The sequence below is a fragment of the Mucilaginibacter sp. 14171R-50 genome, assembly GCF_010093045.1.
In the GTDB taxonomy this organism is placed as follows: Bacteria; Bacteroidota; Bacteroidia; order Sphingobacteriales; family Sphingobacteriaceae; genus Mucilaginibacter.
The window spans coordinates 509538-533519 of the sequence record NZ_CP048115.1 but is presented as its reverse complement, the minus strand read 5'-3'; the positions used below and the strand labels follow the sequence as shown (position 1 = coordinate 533519).

At 44.5% G+C, this 23982-nt stretch carries 25 protein-coding genes; 13 read left to right on the top strand and 12 right to left on the bottom strand.

The window, feature by feature from the left end; all coding sequences use genetic code 11:
- Window positions 1–3 precede the first annotated feature (3 nt).
- Window positions 4–1602 carry an FAD-dependent monooxygenase gene (locus GWR56_RS02510; protein ID WP_162429593.1) on the top strand — a complete coding sequence of 533 codons (1599 nt, stop codon included), beginning with the start codon at window positions 4–6 and terminating at the stop codon, window positions 1600–1602.
- On the opposite strand, the gene GWR56_RS02505 is transcribed toward GWR56_RS02510, so the two are convergent.
- The 5 genes from GWR56_RS02505 to GWR56_RS02485 form a co-directional block, all read right to left on the bottom strand.
- The gene (locus GWR56_RS02505) at window positions 1603–2202 is read right to left on the bottom strand and encodes a tRNA-(ms[2]io[6]A)-hydroxylase (protein WP_202925366.1); all 600 of its coding nucleotides are present in this window, start codon (window positions 2200–2202) and stop codon (window positions 1603–1605) included.
- 50 nt (window positions 2203–2252) lie between these two features.
- Window positions 2253–2825: a nicotinate (nicotinamide) nucleotide adenylyltransferase gene (gene nadD, locus GWR56_RS02500; protein ID WP_162429592.1), complete on the bottom strand. Its 573-nt coding sequence runs from the start codon at window positions 2823–2825 to the stop codon at window positions 2253–2255.
- 41 nt (window positions 2826–2866) lie between these two features.
- On the bottom strand, window positions 2867–3238 hold the full coding sequence (locus tag GWR56_RS02495; RefSeq protein ID WP_162429591.1) for a four helix bundle protein: 372 nt from the start codon (window positions 3236–3238) through the stop codon (window positions 2867–2869).
- A 19-nt stretch (window positions 3239–3257) separates the two neighbouring features.
- Window positions 3258–3839, bottom strand: coding sequence for a guanylate kinase (gene gmk / locus GWR56_RS02490; RefSeq protein WP_162429590.1), 582 nt, complete (start codon window positions 3837–3839; stop codon window positions 3258–3260).
- A gap of 94 nt (window positions 3840–3933) precedes the next feature.
- Window positions 3934–4809, bottom strand: coding sequence for a YicC/YloC family endoribonuclease (locus GWR56_RS02485; RefSeq protein WP_238395290.1), 876 nt, complete (start codon window positions 4807–4809; stop codon window positions 3934–3936).
- 184 nt (window positions 4810–4993) lie between these two features.
- Here GWR56_RS02485 and GWR56_RS02480 point away from each other — a divergent pair, with 184 nt between their 5' ends.
- Window positions 4994–5725: a hypothetical protein gene (locus tag GWR56_RS02480; protein ID WP_162429589.1), complete on the top strand. Its 732-nt coding sequence runs from the start codon at window positions 4994–4996 to the stop codon at window positions 5723–5725.
- Between the two features lie 145 nt (window positions 5726–5870).
- Here the strand turns inward: GWR56_RS02480 and rnc are convergent, their stop codons facing one another.
- From rnc to GWR56_RS02465, 3 genes are read right to left on the bottom strand one after another with little or no spacing between them, the layout of a single operon-like run.
- Window positions 5871–6596 (bottom strand): ribonuclease III, encoded by a 726-nt coding sequence (rnc, locus tag GWR56_RS02475; protein WP_162429588.1) that lies wholly within the window; start codon window positions 6594–6596, stop codon window positions 5871–5873.
- Between the two features lie 9 nt (window positions 6597–6605).
- Window positions 6606–7859 (bottom strand): beta-ketoacyl-ACP synthase II, encoded by a 1254-nt coding sequence (gene fabF, locus GWR56_RS02470; protein ID WP_162429587.1) that lies wholly within the window; start codon window positions 7857–7859, stop codon window positions 6606–6608.
- A gap of 21 nt (window positions 7860–7880) precedes the next feature.
- Window positions 7881–8120 carry an acyl carrier protein gene (locus tag GWR56_RS02465; RefSeq protein WP_067058906.1) on the bottom strand — a complete coding sequence of 80 codons (240 nt, stop codon included), beginning with the start codon at window positions 8118–8120 and terminating at the stop codon, window positions 7881–7883.
- Window positions 8121–8560: 440 nt separating this feature from the next.
- Here GWR56_RS02465 and GWR56_RS02460 point away from each other — a divergent pair, with 440 nt between their 5' ends.
- Together GWR56_RS02460 and pyk are read left to right on the top strand one after the other, a co-directional pair.
- Window positions 8561–8980: an IPExxxVDY family protein gene (locus GWR56_RS02460; protein ID WP_162429586.1), complete on the top strand. Its 420-nt coding sequence runs from the start codon at window positions 8561–8563 to the stop codon at window positions 8978–8980.
- A gap of 61 nt (window positions 8981–9041) precedes the next feature.
- Window positions 9042–10478, top strand: a complete 1437-nt coding sequence (pyk, locus tag GWR56_RS02455; RefSeq protein ID WP_162429585.1) for a pyruvate kinase — start codon at window positions 9042–9044, stop codon at window positions 10476–10478.
- 229 nt (window positions 10479–10707) lie between these two features.
- Here pyk and GWR56_RS02450 read toward each other — a convergent pair whose 3' ends face one another.
- A complete protein-coding gene (locus GWR56_RS02450) occupies window positions 10708–11226 on the bottom strand; it encodes a thioredoxin family protein (RefSeq protein ID WP_162429584.1) in 519 nt (172 codons plus the stop codon).
- 84 nt (window positions 11227–11310) lie between these two features.
- Window positions 11311–11544: a hypothetical protein gene (locus GWR56_RS02445; RefSeq protein WP_162429583.1), complete on the bottom strand. Its 234-nt coding sequence runs from the start codon at window positions 11542–11544 to the stop codon at window positions 11311–11313.
- Window positions 11545–11842: 298 nt separating this feature from the next.
- Between GWR56_RS02445 and GWR56_RS02440 the strand changes: the two genes are divergently transcribed.
- From GWR56_RS02440 to GWR56_RS02415, 6 genes are all read left to right on the top strand, one after another.
- Window positions 11843–12721 carry an ABC transporter permease gene (locus tag GWR56_RS02440; protein WP_162429582.1) on the top strand — a complete coding sequence of 293 codons (879 nt, stop codon included), beginning with the start codon at window positions 11843–11845 and terminating at the stop codon, window positions 12719–12721.
- Between the two features lie 96 nt (window positions 12722–12817).
- On the top strand, window positions 12818–13078 hold the full coding sequence (locus GWR56_RS02435; RefSeq protein WP_162429581.1) for a DUF3098 domain-containing protein: 261 nt from the start codon (window positions 12818–12820) through the stop codon (window positions 13076–13078).
- Window positions 13078–13875 (top strand): undecaprenyl-diphosphate phosphatase, encoded by a 798-nt coding sequence (locus tag GWR56_RS02430; RefSeq protein ID WP_162429580.1) that lies wholly within the window; start codon window positions 13078–13080, stop codon window positions 13873–13875. Before GWR56_RS02435 ends, GWR56_RS02430 begins: the two co-directional genes overlap by 1 nt.
- A 75-nt stretch (window positions 13876–13950) precedes the next feature.
- Entirely contained in the window at window positions 13951–14664 is a 714-nt protein-coding gene (truB, locus tag GWR56_RS02425) for a tRNA pseudouridine(55) synthase TruB (protein ID WP_162429579.1), read from the top strand.
- Between the two features lie 73 nt (window positions 14665–14737).
- Complete coding sequence (locus GWR56_RS02420; protein ID WP_162429578.1) at window positions 14738–15688, top strand: bifunctional riboflavin kinase/FAD synthetase; 951 nt, start codon at window positions 14738–14740, stop codon at window positions 15686–15688.
- A gap of 114 nt (window positions 15689–15802) precedes the next feature.
- Window positions 15803–16849: a DUF2157 domain-containing protein gene (locus GWR56_RS02415; protein WP_162429577.1), complete on the top strand. Its 1047-nt coding sequence runs from the start codon at window positions 15803–15805 to the stop codon at window positions 16847–16849.
- Between the two features lie 42 nt (window positions 16850–16891).
- On the opposite strand, the gene GWR56_RS02410 is transcribed toward GWR56_RS02415, so the two are convergent.
- Window positions 16892–17512: a LysE family translocator gene (locus tag GWR56_RS02410; RefSeq protein ID WP_162429576.1), complete on the bottom strand. Its 621-nt coding sequence runs from the start codon at window positions 17510–17512 to the stop codon at window positions 16892–16894.
- A 181-nt stretch (window positions 17513–17693) separates the two neighbouring features.
- Here GWR56_RS02410 and GWR56_RS02405 point away from each other — a divergent pair, with 181 nt between their 5' ends.
- The 3 genes from GWR56_RS02405 (at window position 17694) to crtD (ending at window position 22788) form a co-directional block, all read left to right on the top strand.
- Window positions 17694–18620: a cobalamin-binding protein gene (locus tag GWR56_RS02405; protein ID WP_162429575.1), complete on the top strand. Its 927-nt coding sequence runs from the start codon at window positions 17694–17696 to the stop codon at window positions 18618–18620.
- 71 nt (window positions 18621–18691) lie between these two features.
- Entirely contained in the window at window positions 18692–21247 is a 2556-nt protein-coding gene (locus GWR56_RS02400; RefSeq protein ID WP_162429574.1) for a family 20 glycosylhydrolase, read from the top strand.
- A 65-nt stretch (window positions 21248–21312) separates the two neighbouring features.
- Window positions 21313–22788, top strand: coding sequence for a 1-hydroxycarotenoid 3,4-desaturase CrtD (gene crtD, locus GWR56_RS02395; protein WP_162429573.1), 1476 nt, complete (start codon window positions 21313–21315; stop codon window positions 22786–22788).
- Between the two features lie 106 nt (window positions 22789–22894).
- On the opposite strand, the gene hemH is transcribed toward crtD, so the two are convergent.
- Entirely contained in the window at window positions 22895–23908 is a 1014-nt protein-coding gene (gene hemH, locus GWR56_RS02390) for a ferrochelatase (protein ID WP_162429572.1), read from the bottom strand.
- Between the last annotated feature and the right edge of the window lie 74 nt (window positions 23909–23982).

Below are 23982 nucleotides of genomic sequence, written 5' to 3'. Positions count from 1 at the left end.
GAAATGATAAGCGTGCCCCAACATACCAGCGTACTGATAGTTGGCGCCGGGCCGTCGGGGTTGATGATGGCCGCGCAATTACTTCGTAACGGTGTTCAGCCCGTGATTATTGATATCAAGCAAGGCCCCACCAATCAATCAAAAGCATTGGCGGTGCAGGCCCGTTCGCTTGAGATCTATCGGCAACTGGGCATTGTGGATAAGATCATTAGCGAAGGCAAGCAGGCGGGCGGCCTGGCTTTTAATATGGGTGGCGAGCAACTCGTGTCGATATCGTTAAAAGACATGGGCGAACCCCAAACGCTGTTCCCTTTTATACACCTGTATCCGCAAAGCAAGAACGAACGCGCACTGCTGGAATACTTAACCACAGCATGCTGTCCCGTTTATTGGGAAACGACACTCATCAGCCTTACACGCAATAATAATACGCTACAAGTTAGTATGCAAAATGGCAATACTACCTTCAAGCTCTCCTGCGATTATATTATAGGTGCCGATGGAGCGCACAGTGTGGTTCGCAAGCAACTGGGCATTCCTTTTACCGGGGATACTTACCAGCATAAATTTTACCTTGCAGATATTGAACTGGCAAGTGCCATGGATGGCAGGCAGGTGAACCTTTTTGTAGGCAAGTCCGGCTTCGCCGGTTTTTTCCCCATGCCCCAGGAAGGTTCCTTCAGGGTAGTTGCCAGTTTACCTGACGGACTGGAGGACAGGGAGTATCTGCAATTGAGCGATGTGCTGCCCGAATTAGAGAACATCACCAGGGCGAAGATAGAGGTTGACCATATTAACTGGTTTACCACCTACAAATTGCACCACCGCATGGCCGAAAAATTTAGCGATGGCCGCTGTTTCTTAATTGGAGATGCCGCGCATATCCATTCGCCGGTAGGCGGGCAGGGCATGAATACGGGTTTACAGGACGCGTATAACCTTGGCTGGAAACTGGCCGCGGTTGTTAATGGTCAAATAAAAGAGGATATACTCGGTAGCTATGCTGCCGAACGCGTACCGGTTGCTAAAGATCTGCTTAATACTACCGACCACATGTTTAATGTCATTACCTCGCGCAGCTGGTTTAGCGGGTTGTTAAAAAGATACGTTATACCAAACGCCCTAAAGCTGGTGTGGAAAAACGAAAGCATGCGCGGATACTTTTTTAAACAGGTATCGCAAACCGGCATTAGCTATCGCGACAGCAAAATAAACCTTCAATTAGGGCATTCGGGTAAAATAAAGGCCGGGGACCGCCTACCATACCTGGAGATATACGACGAGAAGAAAAAAGCTAAAACCGATATACATGCCTGGTGCAACAAGCCGGGGTTTACCCTTATTACACTTGGCGAAATAAAAGAAAGCTTCCTGTTTACCCTGGCCAAATGGATCACGCAGGATTACAACGGCAATATTAATTTCTTCCACTTGCCGCCGTCAGAAAATAACCAGCATATTTTTGATGTGTTTGAGGTAAAGACCGGTGCCCGTAAGGCACTCATTATCCGGCCGGATATGCACATTGGCTATATAAATGATGCCGTAGATATCGAAATGATGAATAACTACCTGCGCAACATAGTGGGCTTTATTAGTTAATTAGCCGTGTATGGTTTCGCCTTTGCCGTAATTTTGAATCACCTGCGCTTCATAGGCTAAAAACGCCGCCCAGCGGGCATCCACATCAATTTCAACAGCATGTTTTTTAGCAAGGCGTAAAAACATGGCGTAATGAGTAGCCTCGCTGATCATCAGTTCGTGGTAGAACTCGGATAGCTCCTTGTCATTTATGTTTTCAGACAGCACTTTAAAACGCTCGCAGCTGCGTGCCTCAATCATTGCCGAAAATAGCAGCCTGTCTATCAGTTGCGCTTCGCGGCCGCCACCTACGATAATAAATTTTCTAAGCTCATTCACATAATTATCCCTGCGCTCCCTGCCCAGCGTAAAGCCGCGCTGCAGTAATATTTCGTGTACGCGTTTAAAGTGGTCCATTTCTTCCTGGGCAAGGGCTATCATTTCCTGCACCATATCGCTCAGGTTTGGGTTTTGCACAATAAGCGTGATGGCATTGGTTGCCGCTTTCTGTTCGCAATAAGCATGATCGGTCAAAAGCTCTTCAATATTGCTTTCTACCACATTTTTAACCCACAACGGGTCGGTTGGTAACTGAAGTTTAAGGATCGTTTTCTCACTCACGGGTACAAAGATAGGTGATGAGGCTGAAAGCCTGAAGCAGAAAGGTTATCTTACCTGTACAAGCTTTTGCTTTCTATAAATTTTAAAACAGCATCAGGTACAAAATATTGCACATTCTTTTTCTCGGCTATGGATTTACGAATGAAGGTTGCCGACAGTTCCATCAATGGGGTCATGGTTATAGTTACCGAGGGATGCGATGCAAATTCGGCATTTTCATACCCCGGGCGCGGGTATACAAATATTTGATAATCGCGCAGTATTACCTTATAATTTTTCCATTTATGTATAGTAGCCAGGTTGTCTGAACCCATTATAAGGGCAAACTCGTGCTGCGGGTACTTTTCTTTTAAATGTGTAAGGGTGTCAATAGTGTATGATGGCTGCGGTAACCTGAGTTCGACATCGCTAACTTCAATATTGGTTGCATTATCCGTGGCCAGTTTAGCCATCTCCAGCCTGTCGTAAGTGTTTATCAGGTCGCCATATTTTTTAAGGGGGTTTTGCGGCGATACCACCAGCCATACCTTATCAAGCGCAGTGTGGTTGGCCATATAATTGGCAATAATTAAATGCCCTATATGTATAGGATTAAACGAACCGAATAGTAAACCTATTTTCATGAGTTTGCAGTTTGCAGTAAGAAGTTTGCAGTAAATAAATTTTATTCGCCAGCACCGAACTTACCTGGGTTTTCGATCATATAATATATAATTCGTCCTATCTCATCTGATAAAGAATGCAGCTTTTTGTACGTTTCTTGTGTTATATACTTGCATGCCAGCGAAAAGTCTAACCATCCTTGTGTTTCGCTGTTTTCCATATCTGCATCACTAAGTTTGCTTATAAAATGATTCGGATATCGGCGTTTGCGATATGCTTCAATAGAACAAATGTTTGCAGATCGCGATGAGCGTCTTATTTGATCAGTTAGTGAGTAAGTTTCTTCTTTTGGAAATTGTTTTGTAACAGAAAATATCTCCATTGCAAGAGTGAAACTTTTCTTATACAACAATAAATCTTTATAAGTACCCATCCATCTGCTGACTGCAAACTTAAAACTGCAAACTGTTACCAATGAAATTGGTTACCAACTCTTTAGCCTCTTTGCAAGCTGTTTCAAGATCGTAATTTTTCAGGATAACATCAAACTGGGGGGCATAATTCAGCTCCTTTTCAGCTTTTGCGAAGCGTTCCTGCAGTTTTTCGGGGCTATCGGTCCCACGGCCGGTCAAGCGCTCTATCAAAACTTCAAGTGATGGCGGCTGAACGAATACAGCCAGCGCCTGGTCTTCATACTTGCGCTTCAGGTGCATACCCCCTTCTACGTCTATATCGAAAATTACCGTTTTTCCTTTTGCCCAAATGCGTTCTATTTCGGTACGCAGGGTGCCGTAAAAAGTGCCTGAGTAAACTTCTTCAAACTCAACAAATTGCTTTTTGGCTATCCGGTGTAAAAACTCTTCCTTGCTAATAAAATAATAATCCCTGCCGTGTACTTCTTCGCCGCGTGCGGGCCTGGTAGTAGCAGAAATGGAAAACTCCAGGTCGGGTATCTGAGTAAGCAGGTGATGTACGATGGTGGTTTTTCCTGCACCCGATGGGGCCGAGAATATAACAAGTTTACCTTCTTTCATTTTGTTGGAAAGTGGAAGGTTACAAAGTTTAAATGCTGTAAGCCGATTGAGTTTAACCTTCCAACCGTATACAACACTCCGACCTTACAACATCTTACAACACATTTAGTAATTGTTCCTTAATTTTTTCAAGTTCTTCTTTCATGCCCACCACAAGTTTTTGCATGTTGGCGTCGTTAGCTTTTGAGCCGAGGGTGTTTATCTCGCGACCTATCTCCTGCGAAATAAAACCCAGTTTTTTACCGTTCGCGTCGGCGTTTTTCAGCGTTTCTATAAAATATTCGCAATGCGCTTTCAGGCGTATCTTCTCTTCCGTTATATCAAGCTTGTCAATGTAATATATCAGTTCCTGCTCAAAGCGGTTTTTGTCAATACTATCTGCACCCACGGCTTCGCTTAAAAACTGGTTTAAACGCTCGCGGATCACGGGTACGCGTTTCGGCTCTTCAACCTCAACCAGTTCCAGGTTTTTAAGGATGATGCCAATGCGCATCTTAATGTCCTGTTCTAAAACCTTACCCTCGTCTGCCCTAAACTGCTGAAAAGCAGCCATAGCCTGCTGAAAGGTTTTTTCAACCAGTTTCCACTCATCGTCAGATACGGTATCTTCTTCGTATTTAACCACCTCGGGCAATCCTAAGGCTAACTGCAGCAGGTTGCCGCCCGGTTCGTTAAGTTCGTCGCTTACGCTTTTTAGCTGGTTGTAATAGTGTTTAAGCAAATCGCGGTCTATGCCAGCTGCCTTTACGCTGGCGTTTGCCTGTTCTACGTTGATAGAAAGATTTACCTTACCACGTTCTATCTGCTTGCTGCAATCGTTACGCAGCTGAAATTCTTTCTCAGAAAATATTTTTGGTAATCGCAGGGAAAGCTCAAGAAACTTACTGTTCAGGGATTTGATCTCGACGGTATACTTTATTCTGCCGGAGTCAAAACTGGCAATTCCATACCCTGTCATGGATTTTATCATGTGCAAAGATATGTTTTTAGTCCGAAAATCGGAAGAGTCCGAAAGTCAGGAAAGTCCGCAGTCCGAAGGCCAAAGTATATAGTCTTCTTTCGGACTTTCGGACTTCCCGACTCTAACTTTAACACTTTTTCACATTTTAACAGCTATACATTTTATAAGTTTACCGCGTTTAATATAAATGCCCTTGAAGTTTATAATATCCTTTTTAATCGGCGTGCTTTGTTTTGTATTTTGTGCATCTGCGCAGCAGGTGATCATAAAAGGGATTATTTACAAGCGCATTTCATCCGAGCGGCTCGCCGATGTATTTATTACCAACCTGCGCACCAAGGGCGTTGCCATTGGCGACCAGCTTGGCGGCTTTAGCATCAGCGCCAATGTTGGCGATACGCTACTGTTCACCAAAAGGGGTTACACACCGCAAAAGCAGGAAGCTACCAATTACGGAATGGTGGTTTATATGCAGCCCGAGGTGCAGCTGAACGAGGTCCGTATCGTAGGGCAAACAAAAAGGCAGGAGCTTAGTGAAATATTAAACGATTACCGCAGCAAGGGCCTGTACTTTGATGGTAAGCCACCGGCTACTATTTTTTTACCTATAGGCGGTTCGCCGCTTACCGGCCTGCGCGAATTGTTTAGCAAGGATGCCCGTAATATGCGCCGCTTTGCCGCCTTTACCAAAAAGGAACTGGAAGCTACCGAAGTGGATAAAAGGTATAATAGGCACTTTGTAATGCGTGCTACAGGCCTTACAGATGTCGACAGCACAACAGTGACCAGATTTATGGAATACTATCGCCCGTCATTTGAAGACCTAAAAGTTTGGGGCGATTATGATCTGATCAAAAAGATAAAAACCCAATACGAATACTTCAAAAAAAATGGCGACCGGCCTACTTTGCAGAAGTTGTATTGACCCCCCAGCCCCCTAAAGGGGGAGTAGAATTGAGTATCTGACGATGAATGTAGAATTAGATAAATACTTCATTACTCAATTAGGTGTTCGGCATTCAATAAGGTTTATGCTTTTGAAGCGCCCCCTTAAGGGGGATGGGGGGCAATTATATCCCCAGCGCTGTACAGGCTTTTTCGGCGGCGAGTTTTTCGGCGTTCTTTTTACTGAATTCCTTGCCCGAGCCCATTATTTCGCCGTCTACACTGGTCTGTACAGTAAACAGCTTGGTGCTTTCGCCTTCCTGGTTCTCAATTACATCAAAGCTAATGTCCTTGCCATGTCGCTGGCACCACTCAATCAGTTTACTTTTAAAATTGGTTTCGGTTTGCTCAAGGGTATGAATGTCAATATGCGATTTGATGATGTGATTCACCAAAAAGTTGCGGGTAAAATCATATCCCTTATCCAGGTAAACAGCGCCTATCAGCGCCTCAAAGGCATCGCCAAGCAGCGAGCCCTGCCTTCCGGCATTTAATATTTTGGTATCAAACTCTATTAGTTTGTCAAAACCCAGCTTACGGGCAAGCTGGTTAAGGTTATTACGGCTTACGATCTTTGATCGCAGCTCTGTTAAAAAGCCTTCATCTTCGTAAGGGTACAGCTTAAAAAGCACTTCGGCAACTACGCTGCCCAATACCGCGTCTCCCAAAAATTCGAGGCGCTCATTGCTGTTTTTTACTCCCTTTTTTATGTTTTGGGCAACCGATTTATGGCGAAACGCCAACCGGTATAACGACAAATTGCCCGGTACAAAACCGAGCAAATTTTTTAAGACCTTAACATATTTTCTATTGGGCGAAAGGTATAACTTATAAAAGCGACTAATAGGCATCCAACGAAATTATTGCTGGTACTTTTTAAATATTACCGATGCATTATGACCGCCAAAGCCAAAACCGTTGCTTTGTGCTACATTAACAACGCGTTTTTGAGCGGTGTTAAATGTAAAGTTAATTTTAGGGTCAAAAGCCGGGTCATCGGTAAAATGGTTGATGGTTGGCGGGATAATATCGTTCTGAATTGCCAATATCGAGGCAATTGCTTCAACAGCGCCTGCCGCACCAAGTAAGTGGCCGGTCATTGATTTTGTTGAGCTGATATTGATATCGTATATCCTGTCGCCAAAAGCATCTGTTATAGCTTTTACTTCCTGGGGGTCGCCAATTGGGGTAGATGTACCGTGTACGTTAACGTAATCGATATCGGCGGGTGTTAAACCTGCGTCTTCTAACGCTGCCTTCATAACCAGCGATGCACCTAAACCTTCGGGGTGGGGGGCTGTCATGTGGTAAGCATCGGCGCTCATGCCGCCGCCAACCATTTCAGCATAAATTTTTGCACCGCGTTTTAGGGCGTGCTCCAATTCTTCTAAAATAATAGTACCTGCACCTTCGCCGGCCACAAAACCATCCCTGTCCAGATCAAACGGACGAGAGGCAGTTGCAGGGTCATCGTTGCGGGTTGATAAGGCATGCATTGCGTTAAAACCACCAATACCCGCTTCATTTATAATAGCTTCGGACCCGCCGGTAATAAACATGTTTGCTTTACCAAGGCGCAGGTAGTTAAAAGCATCAATAAGCGAATTGTTTGATGAAGCACAAGCGGATACCGTAGTAAAGTTTGGCCCGCGCAAGCCATATTTAATAGATATATGGCCTGGTGCAATGTCGGCTATCATTTTGGGGATAAAGAAAGGATTAAACTTAGGTGTACCGTCGCCTTTGGCAAAGTTTACAACCTCGTCTAAAAATGTCTTTAAACCGCCAATGCCCGATCCCCAGATAACACCAATACGGCTGGTGTCCAGTTTCTCGAAATCTAAACCTGCATCTTTAACGGCTTCTTCTGTCGAAAATAAAGCGTATTGAACAAACGGGTCGAGTTTGCGGGCCTCTTTGCGGCCCAAAAACGCTTCCGCGTCAAAATTCTTTACTTCGCAGGCAAATTTAGTTTTGAATTTTTCAACATCAAAACTTTTGATTAAGGCAGCGCCGCTTACCCCATTAATAAGGCTGTTCCAATATTCCGGAACAGTATTACCAATTGGAGTAAGCGCTCCAAGCCCGGTTACTACAACTCTTTTAAACTCCATTTAACAGTTTTAAGGAGTTAATTAAGCTTTAACGTTTTTTTCTAAGTAAGCAACAGCCTGGCCAACAGTACCAATGGTTTCTGCCTGATCATCAGGAATTGCAACGTTAAATTCTTTTTCAAACTCCATGATCAATTCCACGGTGTCTAAAGAGTCAGCACCAAGATCGTTGGTGAAGCTTGCTTCTGGTGTTACTTCACTTTCGTCAACACCCAGTTTTTCCACGATAATAGCTTTTACTCTTGAAGCGATATCAGACATAGTCTTTATAGTTTAATGATTAATAAATTCAGTGCAAAGAAAAATAAATTATGTTAAATATCAAATCTAAAAACTTTGACAATATTTAGTGAACAACTAATTATATCAAAAGGTTTCAACCCGGGTATCTAACTGGCGTAAAAGTAATGATTTTGAGCAGAAGTATTAAAGTTTAATATCTATTTTGAATTTATAGTAATAAAGTTACACTAAGGGTTTGTATATGCTTAACTGTGAGGCAGGTAACTGATTACCTACAACCTGTATAAGATGTTTTTGGATATAAAAAGATGGGCCAAAAGTGTGTTTATTACCAAAGCCGGGTATTAAATAATAACCGGTTCATGATGTGGCATGGTTTTGCGGGCATAGGCAGGTGCAATAAAATTTATGGTATGTGCCTGCGTTTTGTATTTTTACCGTTTTAAATATGAATGGTTTTGAACAGGAAAATTTTAAAGTTTGAGATCGATCTGGATTTTATATTAATAGCGGTTACGACGTCGTTAAAAGACTACCGTATATGCTACTATATAAACAAGTGTTTAAATTTTAATTTTTCGCGGATAGACGATTTGCGGCTGGATACTAATCTAAACGGCTCGCCGCTGTTGTTCTCGTTATACCATTACAGTTGGGAAAGTACCGAAACTGATTTTTATTTTATAGGTAACAAGGGTTCGGAAGGGTATTTGGTACCCGAAATGCGTGAGGCCGATTATTTTATAATGATAAAAAATTACATCGATGACGAGGACCTTGAAAGCATGATATCCGCTTTAAATAAGATCCCTGAAATTGTTGCGGCAGTAAAGATTGACCCGAAAAAAATAAAATCACGCGAAAATCTATTATTTTAGCGGAAAATTAGATGTGTAATTTGTACACAATAGCGTAAAAAGCCGAATTTAACCTGAAAATATGAATTTTTACTACAATCGTACTAAGATCGTTGCTACAATGGGGCCTGCATCAGCAAAAAAGGAAGTGTTGCTGTCAATGATAAGGGCCGGACTAAATGTGTGCCGACTAAATTTTTCGCACGGTAAGCCAGAAGATCACAAAAAATTTGTTGACCTGATCCGTGAGATAAACTCAGAATATAAAACCAATGTAGGTATCCTTGCCGATTTGCAGGGCCCCAAGATCCGTATAGGCCTGGTGAAAGATGGCGGTATACACCTTATAAACGGCACGCGGATTAATATTACTACTCATGAATGTATTGGCGACGACAGCCAGATATATATTACTTACGAAACGTTCCCGCAGGACGTACAGGCCAACGAGATCATTTTACTGGACGATGGTAAACTGCAATTGAAGGTTATTGAAACAAACCGTAAGGATACCGTAGTTTGCGAGGTAGTGCATGGCGGTATTTTAACATCGCGCAAAGGTGTTAACCTGCCAAACACAAAAGTATCGATACCAAGTTTAACACCCGAAGACCTTGAAAATTTAAAGTACGCCTTAGAATGGGAGGTAGACTGGGTGGGCCTTTCGTTTGTACGTACCGGCCAGGATATCATAGACCTTAAGCGTATCATCCGCGAAAGCGGTAAACAATCGCGTGTTATTGCGAAAGTTGAAAAGCCCGAGGCTATTGAAAATATCGACGAAATTATTGCAGCTACCGATGCGGTAATGATTGCCCGTGGCGACCTTGGTGTTGAGTGCCCGCTGGAAGAAGTGCCGTTGCTGCAAAAAATGATTGCCCGCAAATGCCGCGATGCATCAAAACCGGTTATTGTGGCTACACAGATGCTTGAATCAATGATAACCACGCCGCGCCCAACGCGCGCCGAGGTAAATGATGTGGCTAACTCGGTACTGGATGGTGCCGACGCGGTAATGTTAAGCGGCGAAACATCGGTAGGGGAGTTCCCGGTTATTGTTATCGAAACAATGGCGAAGATCGTTCGTAACGTGGAAGATTTGGGTTACCCGTTCAACGCTTCAAAAGCTGAAAACACCGATTCTGCATCGGCAAATTACCTGAGCGACGCGCTTTGCGGATCGGCTGTATACCTGGCCGAACACACCAATGCCATGGGTATTGTAAGCATGACTGTTAGCGGTTACACCGCTTTCGAAATATCGAGCTATCGCCCTAAAGCAGGGACTTACATATTTACATCAAATAAGCACTTACTTAACGCGCTTAGTCTTGTTTGGGGTGTAAGGGCATTTTATTATGATAAAGCCGAAAGCACCGACCAGACCATTGCGGATGTAAACAACATACTTAAACAAGAGCAATTACTTAAAGCTGGCGACGTGGTAATTAATACTGCCGCGGTGCCAATTTATAAACAAGGTAAAACCAATATGCTTAAAGTAAGCGTTATTGAATAAGTCCGAAAGTCGGAGGTCCAAAAGTCTGGAAGAATATAACAAAAGAGGGTTGCGCGTTTAGCGTAACCCTCTTTTGTTTTTAGGCTCGTCATTACGAGGAGGAAAAGTGACCTGGCAATCCCCGATATGCAGGTCACCTACTTTTCTATCGAAGATTGCGACCTTGCAATTACGGATTTGTTAAGGTCAATAGCAATCACCCTGATCACCAATCACTAACCTTTCATCACTACTTCGCCTTTTCTTTTTCTACGTAGCTTTTAGGGTCAAGCGCGGCCGGTGCCCAGCCTTGAAAAAACTCCATTACTTTAGCTTTACTGTGGCCTTTGCCTTCTTCCAGGTAACCCGAGTTTTGGGTGTGAAGGCGGTTGCCTTTGCTATCAAGTACTACAAACACCGGGAAACCAAAACGTTGGGGGTAGCCCAGATCGGCCAGCACCTTTTCGTTTTTGTTTTCAGGGCTCCAGTTTACGTGCAGTACCACAAAATTATCATTCATGTATTTATTTAATTCGGCATCTTTGGTTACCAGGTCGTTAAACCGTAGGCACCATATACACCAGTTGCCGCCAATTTGAAGCAGCACATTTTTATGCTGTACCTCGGCGGCTTTTACAGCGGCTGCAATCTCGGCTTTGGCGTCGGCAGCGGGGTTGTAAATTTTAGGGCCTTCCGCTTTAGCGGCTTCCTGAGCCCTGGCGGTTACCGACAGTCCTATTATAGCGGCGATAAACAATATCTTCTTCATAATAATTGATCTATAGAATACATAATATACCCAGAAAATTAGAGCAGGTTATTAAAGGTAAATATAGTAATAACAGATTATATATTATACGTTGCCGGTATAAGTGACCGACGATCTGTCGGGTTTAGCGGCGTGATATGGCGTAATGTTATCTTCCAAACGCTTGCTTTTTATCAATCTGCGCCTGCGGCGTTTTAAGCGGTACCGTTCTGCCCAGTGATCAAACGTACCCGTGGCGGCCAGTATTGCGCCAATTATAAAGCTAACCATCATAAAAATGACGAATACGTGGAGCAGGGTTGCAAGTAAATGTTTCATATTTAAATTAAGTAGTCGGCCAGATACAGGCAATAGCCGTGCCTTAACGGGATATTTTGGCAGGTGTTTAAAATTACCCGGACTTTGTTATAACCGCGCGGTGTTTTTTGATCAGTGGCACCAATGTTTCGTGTGGGCAAACCGCAAATTTTAATGTATCCTAATAAGGACAAATTGAGGCGGGAGCGCAGGTATGCGTTAATAATTGTTAATTATCGGCTATAAACTTTTACCTTTAGGCAGGGTTTGTTAATTTCGCAAACTACTAAGTGTAATTGGTTACCTATCTATAAAACGTATGGAAGAATTTGAAGCAAGTGCATCGGCAAAAAAAACCAAAACGATATATATATCTACCGTTTTTGGTATTGCCATGGTTTTATTGATGATAGGGTTGCTGGGGTTGATACTGGTTCATGCCAACAACCTCTCCAGATATGTTAAGGAAAATATTGTTCTGAACATATTTATGGACGATTCGGCCCACGAAACAGATGTAATGCAGCTGCAAAAGCAACTGGATGCTAACCCCATGGTAAAACAAACGCTTTACGTAAGTAAAGAGTTGGCTGCCCACAACTTGCAGAAGGACCTTGGCGAAGACTTTGTAAAGTTTTTAGGATACAACCCGCTATCGCAATCACTTGATATTTACCTGAAGGCAGATTACGCCAACAACGCCGGTATCGAAAAATTTAAGGCCCAGTTACTAAAAAACCCATTGGTTAAAGAGGTGAAGTATCAGCAATCACTGGTTGATCAAATGAACCAGAATCTTACCTCTATCAGCCTTATTATCCTGGCCTTTGCCGGTATATTTGTAATATTATCAGTCGCCCTCATCAATAACACCATCCGGCTGGCTATTTACTCGCAGCGCTTCCTCATCAAATCAATGCAGTTGGTAGGTGCTACAAAAAGCTTTATACGCAAGCCGTTTTTACTTTACGGCATATGGCATGGGTTACTGGGCGCCCTAATATCTATTGTTATATTAATTGGCACACTTTACCTGGCCAATAAACAAATACCAGACCTGGTGATACTGCAAAGCCCTGCCGAATTTGGGATGGTGTTTATAGGTATTATAATACTGGGGATATTTATATCGGCGTTTAGCACGTTCCTGGCGGTCAACAAGTTTTTACGCTTAAAGATATACGATTTATACAGATAGTTCATTATTTCACCGGCTCTTTAGTCCATTTGTAACTAAGGCCGATCACTATCCCGATAGCGATCGGGTAAAATTTAATAAATCACAAAATAAGATATGCCACTGCAACAAACAAAAACAGCTGCAAGTAAAACACAGGCCCCGGTAAACAATACCACCCCGGGCCAATTCATTTTCGGTAAAGACAATTACCTATGGCTTATTATCAGCATTGCCATAGTTGCCTTTGGCTTTGTGCTGATGAGCGGCACCACGGATATTTACAGTACAACCAAAATTGTAATAGCGCCAATTGTAGTATTGGCGGGTTTCGGCCTGGGTTTTTACGCCATTTTAAAAAAGCCGACTGCTAAATAATGAACATACTACACGTAATTGTCCTGGCGATAATTGAGGGGCTCACGGAGTTTTTGCCGGTATCATCAACCGGGCATATGATCATCGCTTCATCGGTAATGGGCATCCAAAGCGATGATTTCGTAAAGTTATTTACCATTGCCATACAGTTAGGGGCCATACTTTCTGTAGTGGTGCTTTACTTCAAACGCTTTTTTCAATCTATCAATTTTTACTATAAGCTTGTTGTGGCGTTTATACCGGCTGCGATATTTGGCCTGCTATTCAGTAAAAAAATAGATGCTTTGTTAGAGAGTGCCTTAACCGTAGGTATTACCCTATTTATAGGTGGTATCATTCTGCTCTTTGTAGACAAGTGGTTTAACAAGCCGGATATTAAAGAGGAGAAAGAGATAAGCTATTTAACCGCCTTAAAGATCGGTTTTTTCCAGTGCCTGGCCATGATACCCGGTACATCGCGCTCTGCTGCCACTATTGTAGGGGGTATGAGCCAAAAGCTAAGCCGCAAGGCCGCTGCCGAGTTTTCGTTCTTTTTAGCTGTACCTACCATGTTTGCCGCCACCGCCAAAAAATTATACGATTTTATTTATAAGGACGGTCACGTTTTTACCGGCGAAGAAATCAAATTGCTGGCCATTGGCAACATTATAGCATTTTTGGTAGCCCTGCTGGCTATTAAAACATTTATCACCTTTTTAGAGCGCCGCGGTTTTCAGCTTTTTGGCTGGTACCGTATATTAGTAGGCGGAGTGATCATTATCCTTTACCTAAGCGGCCACAATTTACAGGTGATATAACCGGGATTGACTTAATCTACTTGATTCGGTCACAAGAATTCCTTAATCAGATAAATCCGTTTAACCGCGGTTAACATGTTCAATTCCATACAACAATTTGCCGACGGGCAGCTCCTTCTTATCAACAAACCCTACAAGTGGACCAGCTTTGATGTGGTGGGCAAGCTGCGCAACGCCTTTAAGCCGTTAAAGCTAAAGGTGGGCCATGCCGGCACGCTCGATCCGTTAGCTACCGGCCTGCTCATTGTTTGCACCGGTAAAATGACCAAGCAGATAGATACCTTCCAGGCCGAAGAAAAGGAATACACAGGTACCATGGTGCTCGGATCGACCACCCCAACGTACGATTTGGAAAGCGAACCGGAGCGACGATTTGAAATAAGCCATCTTACTGAAGAACAAATAAAGGCCGCCTGCGCGCAGTTTATTGGCGATATACAACAATATCCGCCGGCGCACTCGGCCATAAAAGTTGATGGCGAACGCCTGTACGAAAAAGCCCGCCGCGGCGAAGAAGTGGAACTGAAGCTGCGCAATGTTACCATAACCGAATTTGGGATAACCCGCATAGAATTGCCCGAGGTTGATTTCAGAGTGGTTTGCAGCAAAGGCACTTACATCCGCTCGCTGGTGAACGATTTTGGCGCGGCGTTGAATAACGGGGCATACCTATCGCGTTTAAGGCGTACCCGCAGCGGTAATTACCGTATTGAGGATGCGCATGAGATACTAGCGTTAGTAAACACTATCAGAGAATTAAAAGCGGCCGAATTCCCGGATAATGGTTGATCGCAACATCTTTACACACAGCAGGCAAAAAACTTTCTCCTTTTAGTTTTCTCCTTTTACCTTTGCTCAATAAATGAAGATATACCATCATATTGATGAATTTAAGCCTGTTAAAAATGCCGTTGTCACTATCGGCACTTTTGATGGAGTGCATATTGGGCACCGTAAGATCATATCGCGCATAAAAGAATTGGCTGCAGCCACGGATGGTGAAACGGTTATCCTTACTTTCTTCCCGCATCCGCGCATGATCTTGCATCCCGAGGATGAAAGCCTTAAACTCATTAACACTATAAATGAGAAGGCCGGACTGCTTGACCAATTGGGCGTCGACCATTTAATTATTACGCCGTTCTCAAGGGATTTCTCCAACCAAAGTGCCGAGGGCTATATCCGCGATGTGCTGGTAAATAAAATTGGCACTAAAACCATTGTTATTGGATACGATCACCGTTTTGGTAAAGACCGGCAGGGCGGCCTGGGCGATTTGCTTGAACTGGCGCCGGTTTACGGTTTTGAAGTGGTGGAGATACCCGAGCAGGATATAAACGATGTAGCCATAAGTTCTACCCGTATACGTACCGCACTGCTTGCAAACGATATCCGTATTGCAAATGAGTGCCTGGGATATCTTTTTTTTATCACCGGCAAGGTTATCCGCGGCGACCAGTTAGGCCGCGAACTGGGTTACCCCACCGCTAATCTGCTTATCGAAGAAAGTTATAAGCTGATACCTGCCGACGGCATCTTCGCTGTTAAAGTAATAGTAGCGGGTAAAGAATATACCGGCATGGCCTACATAGGCCACCGCCCAACCGTAAATGGCATGGCGCGCAATATTGAAGTTAATATCTTCGATTTTAATGCCGAGATATACAACCAGCAGGTGCGCATGGAATTTTTGCACTTTATACGCGGCGATATCAAGTTCGCATCACTGGAAGAACTGGTTGTACAGTTGGGGAAAGACAAAGAAGATGTGCAGGCCCTGCTGATTATCGATCGCCCTCAGTTCAACACATAGTTTTCACCGCATTTTCATAATTAACATTTATTTTTCTTGCAGCAAGCGCAACAATTACTGTGCATTAACATTGTTAATTAAACCTATTGCGCTAAATTAGTGCATCAGCAAGCTATGGCTAAATTAAACATCGACAGGCAGGAAAGTGAGTTTTTGAACGATACCATTACGCATTGGGAAAAGCACCGGCTGATAGATGCCACTCAGGCCGGCAAACTTCGCGATTCATACGAAATAAAGGGGTTTGATTGGATGCGCCTGGCCAAATACAGCATTTGGGTGGCGCTTTTCTGCGGGGCTATAGCCATTGGCTCCCTAATTGTTGATGATGCAGTTATCAATTGGATAAAGCAGCTTTACGATACGCCCGATATTGTTATCGCTATCCTTTCGGGCGCTATGGCCGCCGGCTTGTTCTACATAGGCCGCCGGCGCGAAAAACTTTACCCCGAAAAAATATTCAGTAACGAAGCGGTAATATTTACCGGTGTGCTGTTTACGGCATGTTGCATAGCTTATTTAGGCAAAACGTTCGATAACCGGTCGGGGCACTACTCGCTTTTGTTTCTGGTATCGGTGTTTGTGTACGGCTTTTTAGCGCGCCGTATGTCGTCAAGGCTGATATGGCTATTTGCACTGGTATCGCTGGGTAGCTGGTTCGGCACCGAAACGGGTTACCAAACCAACTGGGCTATGTACTTTTTAGGGATGAATTACCCGCTGCGTTTTGTGCTGTTTGGGCTGTTGCTGGTAGGGGCCTGCTACTTAATGAAGGGTAGAAAGTGGTTTGCCTACTTTTGGGAGCTTACCTACGTAGTGGGGATGCTGTACCTTTTCATGTCGCTTTGGTTGCTCAGCATATTTGGCAATTACGGCAGCCTTGATGTTTGGTGGCAGATCAAGCAGATCAGTTTGTTCTATTGGGGCATTATAGCGGTGGTAGTGGCAGGGGTGTTCATGCTATATGGGTTAAAATATAAGGACGTAGTAGCCCGCGAATTTGGCATCACCTTCCTGATCATATTCCTCTACACAAAATACTTCGAATATTTTTGGGAAAACACCAATAAAACTTTGTTTTTTTCAATACTCGCGCTGTCGTTCTGGCTTGTTGGACGGAAGGCAGAAAAGATATGGAACATTAATGTCAAAACCTCTTAGGCAGGCGAAGCGGAAGGGTAATCGCATAATTTTTAAGCTTGATCATTTAAACCATACCAGGTAAACCTGCTTACAAATATGGTAAGCTGCAAATGCAAAAAACAATATGGCTATAGCGGTATCAATTACCCTGGTGCTTAGTTCAAAGCGTTTTTGTACATAACCCGCAAATTTGGCGTAAAGGAACAGCGCTAAAAACGCTCCCGCTGCCGAGCCCAGGCTAAAAACAATTAACTCGAACCAGCCGTCGGCTATCCATTGGTGGGTGATAAGGTAGGTGCCTGTGACCATCCAGAAAGGTATTTGTACAGGGTTTAAAAAGCCGAGCAGTATACCGTACTTAACGCTTGCGTGTGGGCTGTAGGTGGTTTTGGGCGGATTGTTGCGATTTTTCCAGGTGATGTACCCTAAGGTGCTGAAAAGCGCTATCATAATCCAATCTATGATCGTATCCAGCCGTACTTGTTCCGAAAGCCATTTGGCGCCCTGCATCACAACATAGGTAAAAAAGAATTCGACACAGGAAAAAGCGATAATAAACCTGAGCGCTTGTTTTAACCCCCTGTTTATAGCTACCTGCACCAGCGTAAGATTGATGTTACCGGGCGGCACATAGCCAATAAAGTTGGCAATTATCCCGATAAAAAAGGTGAGGATGATCATCTGCGCAAAGGTAATATTAAAAGGATAATAATGCAGTGAGCAGTTTGCAGTGGGCTGGGATGCAATACTTCTAATGCTAACAACATTGCCCTATATTTCGCATATTTGCAGCGCAATTATTAGAGTAGCGACATAGGCATAAACCAATGCAACTGCAAACTTAAAACTGCGAACTGAAGATATGTCTGATCAAAAAATAGTTTCGTTATTACCTGCAGCAACCGAGATAGTTTGTGCCCTTGGATTAGAAACCAACCTGGTTGGCCGCTCGCACGAATGCGATTATCCCGATAGTATAAAAACGCTGCCCGTTTGCTCTGAAGCTAACCTTCCTGATGGCTTAAGCAGCGCCGATATCGACGCGAAAGTAAAAGAGATACTGGCCGATGCTTTATCGGTTTATACTGTAAAGCGCGAAGTGATCAAACAGCTTTCGCCCGATTTGGTGATCACCCAGGCGCAGTGTGATGTTTGCGCGGTATCATTGCCAGAGGTGGAACAGGCCCTGGAGAATTACCTGGGCAAGCAGGCGCATATCATCTCCCTGCAACCTAACAGCCTCGACGATATATTTACCGATATAGGTACCGTTGCCAAGACCCTTAGTGTTGAGGCAACAGGCGAGCGCTTACTGGAAGATCTGAACGAACGTGTCGACATTATTCGTCATAAGCTTAAGTTTATGGAGAATAAGCCCACCATTGCATGCATCGAGTGGCTGGAGCCCTTAATGATATCGGGCAACTGGATACCTGAACTGGTTGATATTGCCGGAGGTACACCTGTACTAGCCCAGGCAGGCAAACATTCGCCCTATGTAAGCTGGGATGATATCCGCGAAAGCGACCCTGAAATTATCCTGCTGATGCCATGCGGCTTCGCCATTGAGCGAACCATGAGCGAGATCAATATACTATTGGAACAACCTGGCTTTACCGATCTAAAAGCTGTGAAGAACAACCGGATCTATATAGTTGATGGAAACCACTTTTTTAATCGCCCGGGCCCGCGGATAGTCGACTCACTGGAAATATTGGCGGAGATCATCCATACCAAACAATTCGCGTTTGGCTATGAGGGTCATGGCTGGATAAAGTTCGCACTTTAAAAAATATTTTAAAAAGTATTTCCACATCTTAAATTGATTATATTTACGGTATAAACCTAAATATGATCCTGATGCGACGTTTTATTACCCTGATATTTTTTGTTACAGTAAATTTTAGTGCTGTGGCAGTTATGGCCGGCGTGCCGGATTTTGATGTAAAAAACCTGCGCCTGAGTTGGGAAGTTATTGATAATAACTATCACAACAAACAAGAAGCACTCACCGGTTTAACCATTACAAATACCGGGAAACAAACTTTACCCGCCAACGGATGGAAGATCTATTTTAACTCATCGCGCAATTTTACCGCTGATGCCGTTAGCGGCAATGCAAAGATACAGCAGGTAAACGGCGACTTATACAGCATCACCCCAAATGATAAATTCAGGGAGGTAAAGCCTGGTGAAAGCACCCGTATCGACTATGTTTGTGAGGCCATTGTAGTGAACTTCACCGATGCCATTGAAGGCCCATATTTTGTATGGGATGCCGAACCCGCCAAAGGCCACCTGCCCGGCGATTTCACTGTTAAACCTTATACCCCAAATTACCAGGGGCTGATAACCCCGGAGATACTCTACAACCAAAACAAAATTATACAAGACATCCCTGCATCGCAGCTGCAAAAAATTATCCCGACGCCCCTTAACTATACCGAAAACCCGGGTGCTTTTATAATTACCAATGCCGTTACCCTGATAAGCGATCTGCTTTTTGCCAAAGAGAAAGCTTACTTTATAACAGGGATAGAGAAACTTTTGGGCAGCAAATTAAAAGGGACGTCTAAGGCTAAGAAGATCATATTTAAAAAGGATGCCAGCCTTGGCGCGGAAGCCTATACGTTAACTGTTACCCCTGATGAAATGACTATAGCGGCATCAACTCCTGCGGGTTTGTTCTATGGTATACAGTCGTTTAAAACATCTATTTCCGCCTCGCCATGGATGAAGCCGCAGGCAAATATCCCTGTGCCCTGCATGAACGTTAAGGATGAGCCCCGCTTCCCCTACCGCGCGGTGATGCTGGATGTTGCCCGTAATTTTCAAAGCAAGCAACAGGTGCTAAAGCTCATAAACCTGATGGCCGTTTACAAGCTAAATACCCTGCACCTGCACCTGACCGACGATGAGGGCTGGCGCATAGAGATACCGTCGTTACCCGAACTAACCGCGGTAGGCTCCAAACGCGGGCATACGCTGGACAGCAAAACCTTCCTGCCTGCCTCGCATGGTTCCGGTCCCGATTTTACCAATACCGCCGGAACCGGGTTTTATACCAGGGCGGATTATATCGAGATATTGAAATATGCTACTGAGCGCCACGTTACCGTATTGCCCGAGATAGAGACCCCGGGCCATGCCCGTGCATCTATCAAAGCCATGGATGCCCGTTACCAACGATTGATGGCGGCTGGCGATAAAGCCGGTGCCGAACGTACCCTGCTGCGCGATATGAACGATAAGTCGACCTACCGTTCGGTGCAATATTGGAATGATAATGTAATAGATGTGGCCCTGCCGTCCACTTATAACTATATTGAAACCGTTGTTGGCGACCTGGTAAATATGTACAAAGACGCCGGTGCGCCGCTGCCCGCCATACATTTTGGCGGAGATGAAGTGCCTGCAGGTGTTTGGGAGCAATCGCCCGCCTACCTGGCCCTAAAGGCCAGCAACCCGGCAATACAAAATACCGGCGACCTGTGGTACTACTTTTATGGCAGGGTAAATGATATTTTAAAGAAACGCAACATCACCCTGTCGGGCTGGGAAGAAATGGCCCTGCGTAAAACCGCTGTTGACGGGCAGGCTACCTATGTGCCCAACCCGCAGTTCTTAGGCGAAAAAATGCAGGTTGATGTTTGGAATAACGTACTGGGCGACGGGCAGGAAGACCTGGCGTACAAGCTGGCAAACGGGGGCTACAAAACGGTACTTACCTGTGTAACCAACCTGTATTTTGATATGGCCAACTACAAATCGTTTGATGAGCCGGGCTATTATTGGGGCGCGTTCTTAGGGATCGATAAATTTTTCTCGTTTATCCCTTACGATTACTTTAAAAATGCAGATGTTGACAAGAACGGCCTCCCTATCAACCGCAATTTGTTTTTAGGCAAGCAACGCCTTACCGATTATGGCAAAACCAACATTATAGGCCTGCAGGGTGCGCTTTGGGGCGAAACCGTAAAGAGCGCGGAGCGTATGGATTACATGATATTCCCTAAACTGACAGGTTTAGCCGAGCGCGCCTGGGCTAAGGACCCGGCCTGGGCTACCGAACGCGACACCACTAAAGCCCGGGAACTTTACAACCAGGACTGGAGCAAATTTCTGAATATTTTGGGCAAGCGCGAGCTGCCGCGCCTGGCTTACTATAACGACGGGTACAACTTCCGCATCCCTAAACCGGGGGTGGTGTTGCAGGATGGGAAATATTACAGCAATATCCAGTTCCCCGGCATGACCATACGTTACACCACCAACGGTAAAGAGCCGGATGCCGGCAGCCCGGTTTATACCGGACCGGTAAATGCCAATGGCATTGTAAAATTCCGCGCGTTTGATGCTAAAGGGCGTGGGGGCAATGTAGCCGAACTGCAGAATAAGGAAAGCCCGGCGTTGTAATAATCGTTAATTAGATTTTGCTTAAAAGCAGGGCCATTTCGGTTCTGCTTTTTATCTTTATACCCATGTCTCAAAAAAAGGCGGTAATTATTGGTGCCGGTATAGCGGGTATAGCCACCGCTATCCGTTTGGCGGTTAAAGGCTATAAGGTTGAGGTTTTTGAGGCTAACGGTTACCCGGGTGGAAAGTTATCAGAAATTGAGCAGGACGGTTACCGTTTTGATGCCGGACCAAGCCTTTTTACCATGCCGCAATATGTGGATAAGCTATTTAAACTTGCCGGTAAAAATCCCGCCGACTACTTTACTTACCAAAAGTTGGATGTGGTATGCAAATACTTTTATGAAGATGGTACACGCATCAGCGCTTTTGCCGATACCAGGCAATTCGCCGGCGAGATTGAAAACAAAACCGGCGAACCTGCTGCATCGGTAATAAAACATTTGGCCAACAGCGCCGATATTTACAGCATTACCAATCACGTTTTTTTAGAACGATCGCTACACAGGCTACAAACCTATTTGAGGATTGATACGCTGCGATCTATCCTCCGCTTCCCGAAGATTGACCCGTTCCGTACGATGCACAAGGCCAATAAAGCAGGTTTTAAGGATAAACGTGTTGTACAGCTATTTGACAGGTATGCCACCTACAACGGTTCTAACCCCTATATGGCGCCTGCAACCCTGAATGTGATACCCCATCTGGAACAACACTTTGGCGCATATTTCCCCGAGGGTGGCATGTACAGCATTACGCAAAACCTGGTAAAACTTGCAGAAGAATTGGGTGTGAAATTTAATTATAACTCCAGGGTGGACGATATCGTGGTTATCAACGGAAAAGCGAAAGGTATACGCTCAAATGGTCAGAATATTATGGCGGATATGGTGATATCCAACATGGATGTTTGGTTTACTTATACCCGTTTGCTTAGCAAATACCCTCAATTACATCCCAAAAAAATACTGAACCAGGAGCGCAGCAGCTCGGCATTGATATTTTATTGGGGGATAAAAAAGCAGTTTGCCAGTCTTGATCTGCACAACATCTTTTTCAGTGCTGATTATAAAGCCGAATTTGACCATATCTGGAAGCGTCAGGACATTTTTCACGATCCGACCGTTTACGTTAACATCAGTTCGAAATTAAAGCCTGACGATGCTCCCCCCGGTTGCGAAAACTGGTTTGTAATGATCAATGTGCCTGCAAATAACGGGCAGGATTGGGATAAACTGATAGCGGGCGCACGCGGGCGCATTACGGCCAAAATTTCGCGTTTATTAGGGGAGGATATTACATCGCTTATAGTTAACGAAAGTATTCTTGATCCCCGCAGCATCGAAGGTAGAACATCATCTTACAAGGGGTCTATATATGGAACAAGCTCCAACAACCAATTTGCGGCATTTTTGAGGCATGCCAATCAGTCGTCGAAAGTTAAAGGGCTATATTTTTGCGGCGGAAGCGTACATCCCGGCGGCGGGATACCGCTTTGTTTGCTATCGGCGAAGATAGTGAGTGAGATGATTGGTAATTAACCCGTCATTGCGAGGTACGAAGCAATCTCCCTTGGAGCATCGGCCATGTAAAGTTCGGAGATTGCTTCGTACCTCGCAATAACGCTCGGAAAGGGCTTTAACCCTACTACTTCACCATTCCTGCCAGCGCTTCAATCCACTTCGGTTCGGCGTTCAGGCTTTCTACCAGTTGTACGTGCTCGCCACCAAGGGCTTTAAACTCGTCGCCATATTCGTGGGTCACTTCAAAAACAGTTTCAAGGCAGTCGGCCACAAATGCCGGGCAAAATACCAGCAGTCGTTTTTTTCCTTCCTTCGCCAGCTGAGCAATAACTTCGCTGGTATAAGGCTGTACCCATGGGTCGCTGCCCAGGCGCGATTGAAAGCAAACAGTGTATTTCCCCTGTGGCAGGTTCATTTTAGCAGCAATCAGTCGTGCAGTATCATGCGATTGTGCCGAATAACACAATTTGTTGGTATCATTTAAGGTATTGCAGCAGCCATCAGCCTGCAGGCAGTAGCTGTGCGTATGATCACATTTTTTTAACTGGCGTTGGGGCAGGCCATGAAAGCTGAACAGGATATGGTCGTAAGTTTCGGGTTGATATTTTTGCGCGTTATCCGCAAAGGTCTCTATCATCAGGTCGTTATTATGAAACGAGTTGATAAAGGAAATATCCGGGATGGTTTGCCATTCTTTAACCAGGCTCATTATCTTTTCGTGTACTGAGCCAGTACTTGCAGAAGCATATTGCGGAAATAGGGGTATTACCTGTATCTCGCTTACAAGCGCATCTTTTAAACGTTGTAAAGCCGATTCTATCGACGGGCTCTGGTAGCGCATGGCCAGCTCAACCAGGTAGCCGTCGCCCAGGTGTTGTTGCAGCAACTTTTGCTGTTGCAGGCTGTAATGCAACAATGGCGACCCCGTTTGCTCATCCCAAATAGCCTGATAAAGTTTGGCAGATTTAGGAGCCCTGAAAGGTACTATAACGGTTTTTACCAAAAAAGTACGCAGTACAGGGTTTACATCAATAACCCGGGGATCCATCAAAAATTCGTTTAGATACTTGCGCACATCCGCCGTTGAGGGGCTATCTGGTGTACCTAAGTTTACGAGTAAAACTCCTTTTTTTGCCATAATTTACAAGAGCTGCAAATGTAATAAAAAAGGCCCTAACCAATTGTGACGATAGTCATTATTGCAAAACGATG